Annotated in this window: 15 protein-coding genes and 1 pseudogene; 3 read left to right on the top strand and 13 right to left on the bottom strand. The window is 51.9% G+C overall.

The window, feature by feature from the left end:
• Window positions 1-5 precede the first annotated feature (5 nt).
• From JXQ85_RS09405 to JXQ85_RS09390, 4 genes are all read right to left on the bottom strand, one after another.
• The gene (locus JXQ85_RS09405; protein ID WP_421748641.1) at window positions 6-1,334 is read right to left on the bottom strand and encodes a TRAP transporter large permease; all 1,329 of its coding nucleotides are present in this window, start codon (window positions 1,332-1,334) and stop codon (window positions 6-8) included.
• Window positions 1,335-1,345: 11 nt separating this feature from the next.
• Window positions 1,346-1,858, bottom strand: a complete 513-nt coding sequence (locus tag JXQ85_RS09400) for a TRAP transporter small permease (RefSeq protein ID WP_421748640.1) — start codon at window positions 1,856-1,858, stop codon at window positions 1,346-1,348.
• 124 nt (window positions 1,859-1,982) lie between these two features.
• Entirely contained in the window at window positions 1,983-3,131 is a 1,149-nt protein-coding gene (locus JXQ85_RS09395) for a TRAP transporter substrate-binding protein (protein WP_421748639.1), read from the bottom strand.
• Window positions 3,132-3,154: 23 nt separating this feature from the next.
• Window positions 3,155-3,340, bottom strand: a complete 186-nt coding sequence (locus JXQ85_RS09390) for a hypothetical protein (RefSeq protein ID WP_421748638.1) — start codon at window positions 3,338-3,340, stop codon at window positions 3,155-3,157.
• A gap of 156 nt (window positions 3,341-3,496) precedes the next feature.
• Between JXQ85_RS09390 and JXQ85_RS09385 the strand changes: the two genes are divergently transcribed.
• Window positions 3,497-4,519, top strand: coding sequence for a LacI family DNA-binding transcriptional regulator (locus JXQ85_RS09385; protein ID WP_421748637.1), 1,023 nt, complete (start codon window positions 3,497-3,499; stop codon window positions 4,517-4,519).
• An 87-nt stretch (window positions 4,520-4,606) separates the two neighbouring features.
• Here the strand turns inward: JXQ85_RS09385 and JXQ85_RS09380 are convergent, their stop codons facing one another.
• Complete coding sequence (locus JXQ85_RS09380) at window positions 4,607-5,467, bottom strand: DMT family transporter (protein ID WP_421748636.1); 861 nt, start codon at window positions 5,465-5,467, stop codon at window positions 4,607-4,609.
• A 147-nt stretch (window positions 5,468-5,614) separates the two neighbouring features.
• On the opposite strand from JXQ85_RS09380, the gene JXQ85_RS09375 reads away from it, so the two are divergent.
• Window positions 5,615-6,973: a PLP-dependent aminotransferase family protein gene (locus JXQ85_RS09375; protein ID WP_421748635.1), complete on the top strand. Its 1,359-nt coding sequence runs from the start codon at window positions 5,615-5,617 to the stop codon at window positions 6,971-6,973.
• 317 nt (window positions 6,974-7,290) lie between these two features.
• On the opposite strand, the gene JXQ85_RS09370 is transcribed toward JXQ85_RS09375, so the two are convergent.
• Together JXQ85_RS09370 and JXQ85_RS09365 are read right to left on the bottom strand one after the other, a co-directional pair.
• A complete protein-coding gene (locus JXQ85_RS09370) occupies window positions 7,291-7,542 on the bottom strand; it encodes a ParB N-terminal domain-containing protein (protein WP_421748634.1) in 252 nt (83 codons plus the stop codon).
• A 255-nt stretch (window positions 7,543-7,797) separates the two neighbouring features.
• Window positions 7,798-8,004: a cold-shock protein gene (locus JXQ85_RS09365; protein WP_421748633.1), complete on the bottom strand. Its 207-nt coding sequence runs from the start codon at window positions 8,002-8,004 to the stop codon at window positions 7,798-7,800.
• A gap of 1,524 nt (window positions 8,005-9,528) precedes the next feature.
• Between JXQ85_RS09365 and JXQ85_RS09360 the strand changes: the two are divergent.
• Window positions 9,529-10,106, top strand: a pseudogene (locus tag JXQ85_RS09360) (DUF1611 domain-containing protein).
• Window positions 10,107-10,361: 255 nt separating this feature from the next.
• Here the strand turns inward: JXQ85_RS09360 and JXQ85_RS09355 are convergent.
• From JXQ85_RS09355 to lptB, 6 genes are all read right to left on the bottom strand, one after another.
• Window positions 10,362-10,760, bottom strand: a complete 399-nt coding sequence (locus tag JXQ85_RS09355) for a MaoC/PaaZ C-terminal domain-containing protein (protein ID WP_421748632.1) — start codon at window positions 10,758-10,760, stop codon at window positions 10,362-10,364.
• Window positions 10,757-11,047: a hypothetical protein gene (locus JXQ85_RS09350; RefSeq protein ID WP_421748631.1), complete on the bottom strand. Its 291-nt coding sequence runs from the start codon at window positions 11,045-11,047 to the stop codon at window positions 10,757-10,759. Before JXQ85_RS09350 ends, JXQ85_RS09355 begins: the two co-directional genes overlap by 4 nt.
• Window positions 11,048-11,178: 131 nt before the next feature.
• Window positions 11,179-12,390, bottom strand: coding sequence for a beta-ketoacyl-[acyl-carrier-protein] synthase family protein (locus tag JXQ85_RS09345; protein ID WP_421748630.1), 1,212 nt, complete (start codon window positions 12,388-12,390; stop codon window positions 11,179-11,181).
• The gene (locus JXQ85_RS09340) at window positions 12,387-12,701 is read right to left on the bottom strand and encodes an acyl carrier protein (RefSeq protein ID WP_421748629.1); all 315 of its coding nucleotides are present in this window, start codon (window positions 12,699-12,701) and stop codon (window positions 12,387-12,389) included. The genes JXQ85_RS09345 and JXQ85_RS09340 overlap by 4 nt, the downstream gene beginning before the upstream one ends.
• On the bottom strand, window positions 12,691-13,872 hold the full coding sequence (locus JXQ85_RS09335; protein WP_421748628.1) for a hypothetical protein: 1,182 nt from the start codon (window positions 13,870-13,872) through the stop codon (window positions 12,691-12,693). The genes JXQ85_RS09340 and JXQ85_RS09335 overlap by 11 nt, the downstream gene beginning before the upstream one ends.
• On the bottom strand, window positions 13,869-14,675 hold the full coding sequence (lptB, locus tag JXQ85_RS09330) for an LPS export ABC transporter ATP-binding protein (protein ID WP_421748627.1): 807 nt from the start codon (window positions 14,673-14,675) through the stop codon (window positions 13,869-13,871). The genes JXQ85_RS09335 and lptB overlap by 4 nt, the downstream gene beginning before the upstream one ends.
• Between the last annotated feature and the right edge of the window lie 18 nt (window positions 14,676-14,693).

Below are 14,693 nucleotides of genomic sequence, written 5' to 3'. Positions count from 1 at the left end.
GCTTTCTACTTGTAAATATCGGGCAGCAATGTTGTCGAAATTGCTGGAATATAGGCAATCAGGAGTACCACGACGAACATACAGAGGACGTAAGGTACTGCCCTCACTGCAATTTTTAGGATACTCTCTCCGGTGATGCCGGATACGACGAAGAGGTTCAGACCCAAAGGGGGCGTAATGAATCCCACGCCCAGTGCGGTGATCATCATGATACAGAACTGGATTTCGTTCATACCGATGTTATCCGCCAGCGGCTTCAGGATAGGCGCCAGGATCACGATATTGGGCGTTGTTTCCATTACACAACCCGCTGCGATCAGGATGCCGATCATCAAAAGAATGAGCAGCCATGGTTCATTTGTAAGACCGGTCACGGACGTTACGAAGCCTTGAGGCACACCCATGATTGCCAGTGCCTCGGCCAATGGGGCAGAAAAAGCGATAATGGGTAGGATCACGCCGTTTACTTTGGCTGAAGTGACTAGCATAGCTGGAAAATCTGCAAGGCTTAGCGTGCGTAGAATGAAACCCATAGCAATTGTCACAACCACGGCAGTTGCACCTGCTTCGGTTGGCGTCAGGCGACCTGAGAAGATGCCATAGAAGATGATGCCAGGCACAATAAAGGCGTACCAACCGGATTTCAGCGCGCGACCAAGGTTAGAGAGCCATTCTCCCATCGTCATCATGCCACCGCCTTCATAGTCATAAATACGGTTCACAATGAGGTTGGTGATCAGGATCGATAATAGGATCGCCAAACCCGGGATCAGAGCTGCGAGGAAAAGCGTGGAAGCCGATATACCTAGCACCAGACCAATAATGATGTAAGCGATGGATGGCGGGATCAGGATGCCAGTACAGGCGCCGGCCGCGACCAAAGCACAGGCATATGGGCGGGGGTAGCCGCTCTCGACCAGCCGGTCGATGGTCATACGACCCACGGCCGCAGCGCCAGCTGCGTCGGACCCGGAAATTGCTGCGAACATTCCACAAACAAGAACAGTTGCAGAGCCAAAGCCACCTTTGGTGAAGCAGGTCAGGGCCTCGGCCACATCAAGGAATTTTCGGCTCAGACCTGTGCGGACCAGAACGTCACCTGTCAGGATAAAGAGTGGGACCGCGGTTAGCGCGAAAGCGTCGATCCCGGCAAACAAGCTTTCGCCAACAAGGCTCAACGGCAGGTCGCCGGACATGTGTAGCATAGCGATCGCTGCGACACCGATGGCCGCCCAGACAGGGACCGCCATGGCAATGAGGCCGACGAAAAGAATGACGGGTAGATAAAAATCCCATCCCAATTCAACGGTTTGATTCATCGTGTTCCAAAGCATCTAGGTCGTCCTCAATCAAACAGCTTGTTGCCTTCAAAAACGGGATTGCCATCTTTGAGAGCTTTAATGTCGCGCAGGAAGGATTGAATAAGGCGCCAGATCATCAGGGAAAAACCAGCAGGGACCGCCATCAGGAACCAGACTTTGGACACTCTGAGGCCATCAGTCACGGAGCCAAATTTCGCCGAAACATGAACAGCTTCATAGGACCAATAGAGCGCGATGACGGCCACAAAGAACATGACCAGATCACCGAAAATATAGAGCAGGGCTTTGGTGCGTGGTCCGAGGTAATGCATGATCACATCAATACGAATATGAGCGCGTTCTTTTACCGCCGCGGCGGCTCCGATCCAGGCGAGATAAATAAACGAATAGCGCACGATCTCTTCGCCCCAGATTGACGAATAGGCAAAAGCTTCGCGGCGCATTACTTCGATGGCCATAGTGATGACGAGCATCACGTAAAAGACCAGCAGCAGCCAGCGCTCGGCCTGCTTGTCTATTGTTCGTATTAGTCCCATCAGTTTGCTCCGAATTGCGGAAAAGCGCGGCCAGTCCACCCGCAAGGGTCAACCAAAAGCTCTTGTTTTAAGTGAGACCGAACGCTGCAATCCTGCGGCGTTCGGCCCAAATTTCAGGGGTCGATTACGCGTCGTGGACGTAATATTTGCCCTGTGTGCTCGCGGCCTCTTCCATCTTGGCGAAGGCGTCCAGAGAGCCACCGAGTTCAATTTTGAACTCATCCCATTCCGGACGCTGGTAACCACCGGCTTCTTTCCATTCGCCCAATTGGTCTTCACTCAGCGAGTGGAACTCCACACCTGCTTTGGCCAGTTCGGACATCGCGTACGACCGTGCGGATGGTACTTTGGACAGGTTTTGGTGCGCGGTCATTTCTGATCCCCACATGATGCCTTCCTGAACGTCGGATGGCATCGAGTTGAACCACTCTAGGTTACAGGAATAGACCTGACTGTCTGGTACTGCCTGGGTGAAGGTTACGTGTGACAGTATGTCTTTGAAACCAAATACGAAAAGCGCTCCAACAGATGGGTCCAATGCGTCTGCAACACCCTGTTTGATCGCCGATGGGGTTTCGCCCCAAGCCACCGGAGTTGGGTTCGCGCCGACCAGACGGTAGTATTGCTGAAGCATCTTGGAGCCCGGTACGCGGAACTTCACACCGTCCAAGTCAGACGGAGACAGAACCGCGCCTGCGCCGCCTTTGCGTACAGCAACTACGCGCGGATCAATGTTCACATAGAAGAGTGCCTTAAAGCCTGCGGCTTCGACCTTTGGGTGTACTTCGGCATTCCAGTAGTCAGATGTCACGAGGTTTGTGAATCGTTGGTTGGAACCGCAGAGATACGGCATGTTGATCAGGTCTACTGTGGACGCAAATGGAGCGAAGTTAGAAAGAGAATGCTGCGCGGCTTGAATGGTGCCACCCTGAACTTTCTGAACCAACGCGCCGCCAGCTCCCAATTGTCCACCTGGTGCCAGTTTCACGTATACTTTGCCGTTGGTTGCGTTCTGAATATTTTCTTTCAGATCCAATTGCATGATCGGATAGCTGCGAGATGCACCCAAAACATAGGCTGTCGCGATGGTCATCACATGATCTGCAGCCTTTTCGCGCTCACGCTCTTCATTGGCGGTCTGTGCGACAGCTTTTGATGACCACAACATACCACCCGCACCCGCCACCATGGCAGCTGTGAACGCACCCGTCGATGTCAACTTGAGGAAATTGCGGCGGGCCGCAGAAGCCAGCTCACGTTTTTCTTCAGTCATTTTACGTCCTCCCAAACGTTCAATCAGCTGCCGTTCTTTTCATCTCGGTCAGCCTCTCGTTTCAAAATCGCGACAACAAAGAAGATTGTTGTCACGAAAAGAACCAACATCTCACCTACGTCCCCTAAAAACGCATCGCTCGCAAAAGCGCCCAGCAATACGTTCGCGAAATAGACTGCAAAGACGATGGCTGAGATGGCGAGGTACATAACTTGAGCTCCTGGATGAGTGATTCTCAGATGTAATGTAAGCGCTTACATTCACCCAGTGCAAGCGCTTACATTATTTTGCCGATTGTTTGCTTACCTGTTTCGGAAATCTTCATTATGATATTCGGAATTTGGAAGCTCGACGATGGACAGACAATGAACGAGAAAGTGGTCATTCCGAAATTGGATGATGTCGCGCGTGTGGCAGGCGTGTCGACGGCGACGGTTTCACGCTGTTTGAATACGCCAGATCGGGTTGCAAAAGCCACGCTCGACAAGGTGATGAAAACGGTTGAAGAGCTTGGCTATACACCACATTTCGGTGCGCGCGTGATGGCGGCCAAGCGCACATTCACTGTCGGTGCGATCATTCCGACAATGGAAAATGCGATCTTTGCACGTGGTCTTCAAGCCTTCCAAGAAGAGCTGCATAAACGTGGTTTCACATTGCTGGTCTCCAGCTCCGGATACCAACCAGAAGTCGAGAAGGAACAGATCCGAACGCTGGTTGCCCGCGGTGCAGATGCGCTGCTTTTGATCGGTTATGATCGCGAACCTGAGATCTATGAATTTCTCAGAAAGCGCAATGTGCCGGTGTTTGTAGCTTGGGCTTACGCACCTGAACACGATCTTCCCTCTATCGGATTTGATAATCTTAACGCGATGTGCCGCTTGGCGCAGAAGGTGATCGATTTTGGCCACAGAAAGATCGCCGTGATCTCCGGTATCATTGAGGGCAACGATCGCGCTTTCAACCGCCTTGAGGGCATCAAAAATGCACTCCGACAAAACGGGTTGGATGTGGATCAGATGAAAGTCGTCGAAACAAACTACGGGATTGAAAATGGTGCAAGGGCATTGGAGCAGATCCTGTCCTCAACCAACCCGCCAACGGCTGTGATGTGTGGCAATGACGTACTTGCGGTTGGGGCCTTGAGATACGCGAGTAAGGCCGGCCTACGGGTGCCAGAAGATATCTCGATCACCGGTTTTGATGATATCGAACTCGCAAGCATCGTCACACCGACCCTGACAACGGTCCACGTCCCGCACCGCGAAATGGGCCGTAAGGCGGCAACCGAGCTTGCTAATCTGGTGGAAGGGATCGCTGGCGTGCGAATGGAAGAATTGGAAACAAGCCTTAGAATACGAGACTCTCTTGGCGCTCCGCCTGCGTGACTATACCTCGCATTCTAGGTGTTTTAGTGCAGCTTGGAATTCTAGGCCGTAGCCTTTGATAACGTGACCAATGTCCGGATTGGACCGTTAGGCGAAGCGTTTGGCCCCTCCCACACAAATCACCACAAAGAACGTAACAATGATCATAGACGGCGCTAGGGGCTCTGCGAGCAGAAGAGACGCTAGAGCTAAACTTAAAAACGGCTGGAGAAGTTGCAGCTGTCCTACACCTGCTGTGCCGCCTAGAGCTAGGCCTCGATACCAGAAAATGAAACCAACGAGCATCGAAAAGACCGAGACGTAGCCTAAACTGAGCCAGACCGGTAGGGACAGGCCTTTTATTGTCGGTGGCCATGTCAAAATTGCGAAAGCAGCCATCAAGGGTAATGACAGGACGAGCGCCCAGGAAATCACCTGCCATCCGCCCAATTTGCGAGACAACTGCGCGCCTTCTGCATAGCCCAATCCGCAGGCCAGGATCGCTGATACCATAAAAAGATCGCCTAAGAGCGACGCATCGGCGCTTTGGGAAAGGGCGAAACCGACCACGGCAGTGCTGCCTAGGAGTGAGAATACCCAGAACAACGCTGTCGAACGTTTACCGCCGCGTAGCACGCCAAAGGTTGCGGTACTTAAAGGTAAGAGACCAATAAAGACGATCGAATGCGCAGCCGTGATGTGCTGCAGTGCGAGCGCTGTCAAAAGCGGAAAGCCGATCACGACACCTATGGCTACTACCACTAAAGAAAAGAGGTTCTTACGAGATGGCAGCTTTTCTTTGAAAAAAGCCAACAGAGAAAGCGCTAGCAAGGCTGCAATAACCGCGCGTGCCGATGTGAGGAAGAGCGGATCCAGACCACTGACAGCCACTCTCGTTGCAGGCAGCGATCCACTGAAGATCAACACACCGAGCAACCCGCTGCCCCAACCAGAAAATGAGGAGTTCATAATTTAAAGCTTCCTTTTGGAATGTTGTAGCTGGAAGGGAGCGGAAAATGCAGATACAGATCAATACAATTGGCGCAAACTGTATTGCTTAAGGTTCCCATACAGAGGAGATCGATTATGGCTGTTGCGACCCGTCGAACTCTTGTGATGGAGCATATCACGCGCCGTATCCGTTCGCGGTCACTTGGAGCAGGCGACAAACTCCCATCGGTTCGAGGCTTGGCATCTCGTTTGAACGTGTCGCCTTCGACAGTGGTTGAGGCCTATGATGTATTGGCCGCTGAAGGGGTTATTTTTGCACGACGCGGCTCTGGTTTTTTCGTGTCAGACCACGTTCAGCCCTTTGAGGTCTCACAAACTGGGCCGTTGCTAGAGCGTGAGATTGATCCACTTTGGGTCGCCCGGCAATCGATCGACGCTAGCAAGGATATTTCAAAGCCCGGATGCGGATGGATGCCAGCCGATTGGATGCCTGTCGCGTCTCTTCGGCGAGCGATGCGTCGCGTTGCACGAGGGGATGAAAATGTGCTGACAGATTACAGTTGCGCACTGGGTCATTCTGGGTTGCGTCAACATGTGGCAAGACTGCTTTGCGGCCAGAACATAGAAGTAGATCCAGGTTCTATTCTGCTCACCAATTCTGGATCGCAGGCGCTGGATTTAATTTGCAGGTTGCTGCTCAAGCCCGGTGACACCGTATTGGTGGATGACCCTTGTTATTTCAACTTTCAGGCTCTGCTTAGGGCTCACCAGATTTCGATTGTAAGTGTCCCCTTCACGCCTAACGGCCCTGACCTTGTCCAATTTGAAAACGTACTTAGGAAAAAATGTCCGCGGCTCTATCTGACCAATTCCGCATTGCACAACCCCACAGGCGTAACCCTCAATGCAGCGACAGTACATCGTCTTCTGACGCTAGCCGAAGCATACAATTTGCAGATTGTAGAAGACGCAATATTCGCCGAATTTGAACCGGAGCTATCGCCGCGACTGGCGTCACTTGATGGGTTAAATCGGGTTCTTACGATTGGAAGTTTCTCCAAAACTTTATCGGCATCTTTGCGCTGCGGATACATTGCAGCGCGTCCTGATTGGATAGACTCTCTCACTGAGCTTCAGGTTGCGATTAGTTTCGGAGGCCCCAGCCCAATGGTGACAGAATTGCTCCATTCCGCCCTCACCGAAGGCAGCTATCGCAAACATATGGAGGCCCTTAGGGTAAAACTCGACCGCGCCCGTAACCGCGTTACTGATGAGTTAGAGGAAATGGACATTAAGCCCTTTGTGAAACCCAAAGGCGGTTTCTATCTCTGGTGCGAACTGCCAGATGGACAGGATGCTGCAATGATAGCCCGGAAAGCTCTTAAGCAAGATGTTGTACTCGCACCCGGAAATGTTTTCAGTCCGACCCAATCCAAGAATTCGTTTCTACGATTCAACGTAAGTCAGATGGCGGGGAATATAGAAATGCAAGTACTTCGCGATCTGATGCATGAAGCGATATAGGATTGTCCGCTTTGAGGAAGTGTCAGGAAATACGCCCCTCAATGAGGATGTCTGATTTGGGTCGTGGGTAACTTTCGCCCAAAACTGCCGGTTGTGCTGATGCTGCGCTGCAACGGAGGTCTGGTTTGAGCTCAAAGTGTCAGATGCTGCACTTTGAACATACAGCCGCGAAGCACTGATTGTGGACGTTGGCTTAGGTAAGCATAGCCCTTAGACGCGGTCTATCACTTACCAGTGCAGCTTTCAGAAAGCAGGCTTTCACGATCAGCGTGTCGATTGGTTGGGTTTTCAAAGGTTAATCTTCCGACGGGTATCATTCAGTGCAATTGAGCGTGAACCAGATATCCTTCGACTTCAGTTTCACCAATAGCGCGCAAGGCTTCTAGCCGGTGATACCCTTCGACGAGAATGTAACCGCCGCCTTTATCGGTTCTTAGGCGTATGGGGGTTGTTTGGCCGTTTTCCAGCATATCGTATGCAATGTCTTCGACTTTTGCGGAGTCCAGACTTTTCCTGCGTTTGAGAGGAATGCGAACGTCGGCGATTACAAATTTTTCTTTTATGGGCATGAAACAACTTGCACCCAATTACGGCACTTGAGCAAGGGCTTGCATGCGCTCTGCACAAATCACCACAATTGCCGTATGGCACCAACAGCCAACCATCAGGGTCGGACAGGAATGAGTTCTTAAACTCTGTGGTTTTTATAGGATCGAAGTCAAATATCAGAGCGACCTAGAATATCCGCTCACTATACTTGTCGTTTTTGTTGAACCAGAGACTCTCAAAAGAGAGCTTCTGGTTCTGAATTCAAACTCTAGAGTTTATGCAAGCGCGAGATTGCTTGCAGACTCTCGACCGTTGCGATCAGCTTCAACGTCGTAGGTCACTGCTTGCCCGTCATCCAATTGCTGCAAACCAGCACGCTCCAGCGCGGAAATATGGACAAAAACGTCTTTTGAACCTTTTTCAGGTGCAATAAAACCGAAGCCTTTTTGAGTGTTAAACCATTTCACGGTGCCATTAGCCATCGTGTTGTCTCCTATTAATGCCATTCACAGAATGCAATGGCCTGGCCCAGTGTCGTCATAAGAACTGCTGGCCGATAAGAAACAGGAGGTCGAAGGAAGAAGCTATGCATTGAGCATGTGGGTATTCGTTAATTCAATTACAAGCCCTATACTTTACAGCCGAAAATTTTCATTTTTGACGGTACATTTGCAACGGCTTGTTCTTCCAAAAGTCAGAGCAATTTCATTGCCGCTAGAAAGACTTTGATTGCAAAATATTACCTTTGAGAGTAGGAAAATAAACAACGAACGAAGCTCGGAACCATTCAGGCAAAGGACCTGAAGACAGAGTTTTGCCCAATCAAATCCCGCTGACATCCCGAAAAACGCAAGCGCCAAAAGTTATGGTGATGGATGGGAATGTGATCTGGGATACCGGATTGCTGGAGAAACCTGCGTCGCCATTACAATTCCTGACAATGCCTACGCGACAAACCGCAGTTATGGGACCGGATGGGAATGTCTTCATGGCTATATCCAGGTTGAAGGGCAGTCCTGCGTTCCAGTGATTACACCAGATGAAGGTTATCTTGGGTCACCTGGGACGCGCTGGTTTTGCCACCGAGGTTTTCAGAAAATTGGAAAATCTTGCGAGAAAATCAACTTGCCCGAGAATGCCTATCTGACAAATTCAATAGTTGGTACCGCATGGAAATGTGATCGCGGATTTGAAGCAAACGGCAACACCTGCATCGTTATTTCTGTGCCCAAAAATGCGTTTCTAAACAACTCTAGGTTCGGCCTGCCTTGATCGTGTAATCGCGGCTTTTTTGAAGAAAACGGTGCCTGTACGAAGGTTTCTGTTCCTGGGAATGCCTATTTTTGATGAAGCGAGTTACGGAAATGGGCGGAGGTGTGAGCGCGGATATTCTGAATCAAGAAACGAATGCACTGCAATAGAGCTTCCATCGAACGCTCACCTCGATAGGTCCGGGAACCAGTGGGAATGCAATAAGAACTTCTATCGCTCAAAGTCTCAATGTGTGCTCCGTAATTAGACCAATTCTACACTCCCGTGCGCCCATTTAACTGGCACTGGCAGTTCCTGGATCACTGAGTTCGGGAAATCTCGATCAAAAAAGGAAATATCCATGAACTCCGATCCGAAAACCGTAACAACAAAACACGAAGGCCAAGGGAATTGACTAATTCGCCAATCCGCCTTCGGGCCCCATTGTCTGCAACCACGAATAAATCCGAGACTGCAATTGTGTATTGCGAGGGCAATTTCGCTGAGGTGGACGGCAAAACTGCCAATGGGCTCGTGCGCCATTCAGAAACTACAAAATACTATCGGTCATCGATTGCAAACACCAAGGTTACGACAGCGGCAAATTCTTGACGGTATTGCCAACCAAATTCCCGTTTTGGAAAATTTGCAGCAGGCCATAAAATACCAATCGCCTTTGCCTCAAAAGCTGATCTACGGAATGGCGCCCTCAAGCGGCGTACTCTCTCGAAGATCGCGCAGTAATTTTGGATGCGATGTCACATGGCATGAACATCGTCAGTGGCCTGCACGAGTATCTCAGCGATGACATTGAAATGGCGAATGCCGCCTTGGCAAATAATGTCACAATACGCGACATACGCAAACCAAAGGCGAGCAAAGATTTTCGGTTGTTTGATGGTTCTGTGACCTCTGTGCCAGCTCTGCGTATTGCTGTGCTTGCCACTGATTGCGCGATCGGGAAGCGAACCACAGCGCCACTTCTTACGAAGGCACTCAATGGTGTCGGGGTTAGAGCCGTTCTTATTGGCACCGGCCAAACGGGCTTGATGCAAGGGGCTAAATACGGCGTTGCGATGGACGCTATTCCCCCCAGTACTGCTGCGGAGAGCTTGAAGGGGCCATAGTCGCAGCGTCAGAAAGGGAGAGTCCGAAAGTCATTGTTGTTGAGGGGCAGGGGGCTCTTGGTCATATAGCGTTTTGCACATCGGCTTTCATTTTACGCGGCAGCCAGCCAGATGCAGTCATTCTTCAGCTAAGCAGGACGGCTTATTTCGCACCTTGCAACAGTTTTTGGTCTTGTATTTTTTGGTGGGTTAAACTTCCGGATTGAGCACCACCTTTTCCCGTGGGTGAGCCGCTAACAGTACCAAGCTATCGCAAAAATTGTCGCCGACGTCGCCGGGTACACAGCTTGCACTACCATATCAATCAATATGGGGCGCGGTGTCGTATGGGCATATCGGGATTGTAGGTCAGTTTGCAGATGCCGGTGCGGGCGTCACTCAGCAAATTAGGGAGGGACGAATTGCTCCAACTGGCTTATTCTGGGCGCGATCTTCGGTGTTAATACCGGAGCGCTGCCCTCCTATGGTCGCGAGACCCTAGCCTCTCCAACCACAGAACGTTCCCCATTCTGGTGCATTTGAAGTCTCAAAACCAAAAATCTTTCAGCTTCGTGTTGTGCAACTACCCGCCCAGATAGATCGAAGGGCTGATCGGTGAAGACTGGTGAAACAAACTGAACCGTTATGCGTTTGAGCGCATAACTTTCGATTCGGGATTTCACATAGCGTTCCATCACTGTAAGGAGAAGCTGGCCCGGTATGGGAACCCCAACGAGTCCGGCGTCGATTGCAACGGCCGGGTCGCGGTGCAAAGGGTTGTCATCGCTCGAATGATCCAAATATGGGAGTAGGGCTTCGGTCGAAACCGCATCCACCCTCTCTGGTGGCAAGTGGCTGCCGATAGTCAGCGCGACGCTCATATAACTGCCTTCCCGGCAACGCGCATCATCTCGGCTTCAAACTTCGCAGCAAGCCTGGCTTCACGGTCTTTGACGACACCAGAAATAACAACAAGCCCAGCCTCGTTGCGACGGCATGAAAGCCACATTGTATAGGCTTCATCGGGCATAAGTTCTTGGTTCATTTGCACGTCCTGACGTAGGTGAAGAAGTCCCTCTTCTGCACCATCATGGCCGAGCGCCTTAAGAGCCTCGATCAAGTCGGGTTTGACTGTGTCATGTCCCAGAAGCGTCGGAATGTAAGACAAAGGAATGGCCCCCCGGGGATCCAGAGTGCTGTTACCTAAGCTTGTTGCATCACAAAAAGTCGTCAAACTTTTCGCGGTAATACAAATCGGGAATGGGCCGACTTTCTCGCTCTTATTGGGCTTGTCCGTTCTCAAGCGTCTGGTGCCGACAGGATCAATGAAGCGTTCATTCCGCCAAAGGCAAAGGAATTTGACAATGCATATCGGATCGGCTGGGACGTGGGTGAATCGGCGGCCAGCGTGATGTTGCATTTGGGATCAGGCTCAGGACAATTGATATGGGGCGGTACGGTTTGCTCGCGCACAGCGGCGAGTGTGATAGCCAGTTCCACGCCACCAGACGCCCCGAGCAAATGGCCCGTCTGGGATTTGCTCGAAGATACCAAAAGCTTGTCGGTTGCATCACCAAACACCCGGCGAATTGCGGTTGCTTCATTCACGTCGTTGAGAACCGTGCCCGTCCCGTGAGCGTTAATATAATCAATGTCGAGTGCCGAAAGCCCCGCATCGTCAAGCGCGCCTTGCATGGCAGCGGAGGCTCCGTTGACATCAGGTTGCAACATGTCACGGGCATCGCTCGTCGTTGCATAGCCGTTCAGCCATCCAATTGGTGCGCCGCCACGTTCGGCTAGCGACGCTTCGGATTCAAGCAACACCACGCCTGCACCTTCGCCTAGAACCGTCCCATTTCGGGTATTGGAAAATGGCTTGCATCCGTCGGGTGACAAGACACGCAACAACTCCCATGCGCGGATCGTCGGAACCGTCAGGCAAGCTTCGCTGCCGCCAGCGATGGCGCGGTCAACCACGCCGGCGCGGATCAGCATCATTGCTAGCCCGATGGACTGGCTGGCAGACGAACAGGCACTACAGACCGCGAATGAGGGCCCCTGTGCACCGTATTGGATGCTGACATGAGCAGTCGCTGAACTTGGGATCAGTTTCGGCACACTGAGCGGGTCCATAAAGCGTCTGCCGGAATGGAGTTGATTATAGCCCGCATCAAGCGTTGTCATCCCGCCAATGCCAGAACCGATGAACACGGCAGTACGGGGGCCCTTCAAAAGGTCCGGATCAATGCCGGATTGTGACACTGATTCACGCGCCGCGAGATGTGCAAATTGGGAATACCGATCGCAACGCTTCAGGATCGCAGCATCCGCATCTGCGGCGGGATCGAAATCTGCAAGCGCCCCAAAAATTCCAACAGAGAGAATTTCGTTGCCAGGAAGCTCGTGCGCGCGGACTGCCGTTTTACCGGAAACCGCAAGCTGCCACAAAGCCTCTGCGCCGATACCGGCGGCACTGACCGCGCCAATTCCTGAAATCGCAACCCGGCTCAAATGGCTGCCGGTGATCCGGTGTCGGATTCACCGTCTCCTTGAGATGCGATTTTGGCGATAAATTCAGATAGGTTTTTGGCGGCTGCCAATTCGTTGTCGATGGGAACGTAGATACCCAGATCCTCTTCGACGGCCATCAAAATTGAAACCACGTCGACCGAGGCGATGCTCAGAGACTCCAATGTGGCGCCGGGAGTGACGGACTCTATGTCGACCATGCCTTCTTTGGCGATAATGGCGATGATCTGGTCAAGTTTTTCAGGCTCCAGATCTTCCGGCCAGGTTGCCACCGAGTTTGTACTATCGGTCACGTGCTTCCACTGCCTCCTCTGCTGCAATATTCTTTTTCATGATACGGAAGGTCCGCGACCTTGAAAAGCCGAATTGCTCCAGCAACCGGACCAAAGCTGCGTTGTCTTCGAGCACCCAGCCTGCTTCGATCCATGCGCTGCGGGGCTGATAGGTGGTCAGCTCGTCCAGCAGTTTTTCAACCAGCGCCATGGCCACGACAGCGCCGCCTACCGTGTGCTTGATCTCTGAGCGCACGCCCAGAACAATGATCCGCCCGGATGTGAACCGGTGAAAGGCGGTGCGCCACAGAAGTTTGGCCCATCCCCAAGGGGACGGCTTTGAGCCAAGATCAGTGGTGATTTCGTAAAGGTTGGGAATAAGAACCGCGACCCCGAAGGCTTTGCCATCGCGTTCGATAATGGCACCCCATTCTGGGCGCAGAAAGGGTTTTAGATCCGTTGACATCGCATTGAGATCAGCCTCAGTGAGCGGAACGAACCCCCAGTTGTTTTGCCAAGCGTCGTTATAGACATCACGGATGATCTGCGTTTCCTTGGTGATGTTTTTGAGGTCAAGCTTGCGGACAGTGTAACCCTTAAGGCGACCTTGAATTTTGGGCTTGTTGCGCAGGGCTTCAAACGCTTCGGAATCTGTGGCGATGCGCCAGTAATGCAGATCCTTTGCATAGCGATATCCGCAGGCATCAAGATGGGCTTCGATATATGTCGGGTGCCAGGACGTGCCAATCATCGGCGGCTCGTCCTGACCCTGTATCATCAGGCCCGGCTCGGTATTCATCGATAGCGTCATTGGCCCCATCGCAAAGGCACAGCCCTTTTCCCGCAAGGCCTGCTCAGCTACAGATATCAATGCGCGCACAACGTGTTCGTCATCGATTGTATCGAGGCAGCCAATGAGCCCTGCTTCAGCGAAATTGCCACCGGGCTGCGCATGGTCGATTTGCGCTGAAATCCGGCCAACAGTTTTACCCTCGCGACGCGCCAGCCAGTATTGCGCTTCCCCGTGCTCAAAAAATGGAGCCTTCTTGGGGTCAAGCACACCGCGGCGGTCAAGCATAAGCGGCGGAGTATACTCAGGAAATGATTGATAAAGCCGAGCCGGAAGTGCCAGAAACTCCGACATCTCCTTTGCGCCTTCCACGGGTTCTATGGTGATTTGCCCTGTCGTCATTGATTGAAAATATCGCCTAGAAATAAGTTCTGAACATTCAAATCTTTGATCAACTCTTTTGCTGTTCCTTGGGCCAGCAACGCCCCCGCATGCATGATGTTGGCATGATCGACGATTGATAGCGTCTCGCGTACATTGTGATCAGAAATCACGACGCCCATGCCTAGCTCCTTTAGACGGATTATGGTTTGCTGCACCGAAGAAATTGCAAGCGGATCGACACCGGCGAAGGGCTCGTCAAGCAACACATATTTTGGATTGCCTGCGATCATCCGCGCGATCTCGCAGCGCCGACGCTCACCGCCCGACAGAACCGCCGCTTTGCGACGTCTAATCTTGGTAAGGCCAAATTCATTCAGTAGGCTTTCAAGGCGTTTGGATATCTCAGCCCTATCAGACTCGATTGCTTCAAGATACAGAAGTATATTGTCTTCGACCGATAATCCGCGAAAGACGGAAGCTTCTTGAGGGAGATATGCTACGCCAAGTTGCGCACGCGCATAAAGGGGCAGTTTCGTGGCGTCGACTCCATCAATTTCGACTTTGCCTGAATCGGGCAACTGGACCCCCGCAATCAGACCAATCAAAGTTGACTTACCGGCACCATTTGGCCCCAGAAGTCCGACAATTTGACCAGGCTCAATCACAATGCTGACGCCACGGACGATATCCTGCTGCTGCAGCGCTTTTTTGACGTCGCAGATCTGCAAGGAACCGGCGGCCGGTTGAGATTGGGTCTCTGTGCGGTGCATCTGCGTCGGACCGGTCCCGTTCTTCGAAAATGGCTTCGATGCAAACCGCACCGTAACTGATCGCTCCCG

The organism is Cognatishimia sp. (genome assembly GCF_049116455.1).
GTDB lineage: Bacteria > Pseudomonadota > Alphaproteobacteria > Rhodobacterales > Rhodobacteraceae > Cognatishimia.
This window is presented reverse-complemented; position numbering and strand designations above follow the sequence as displayed.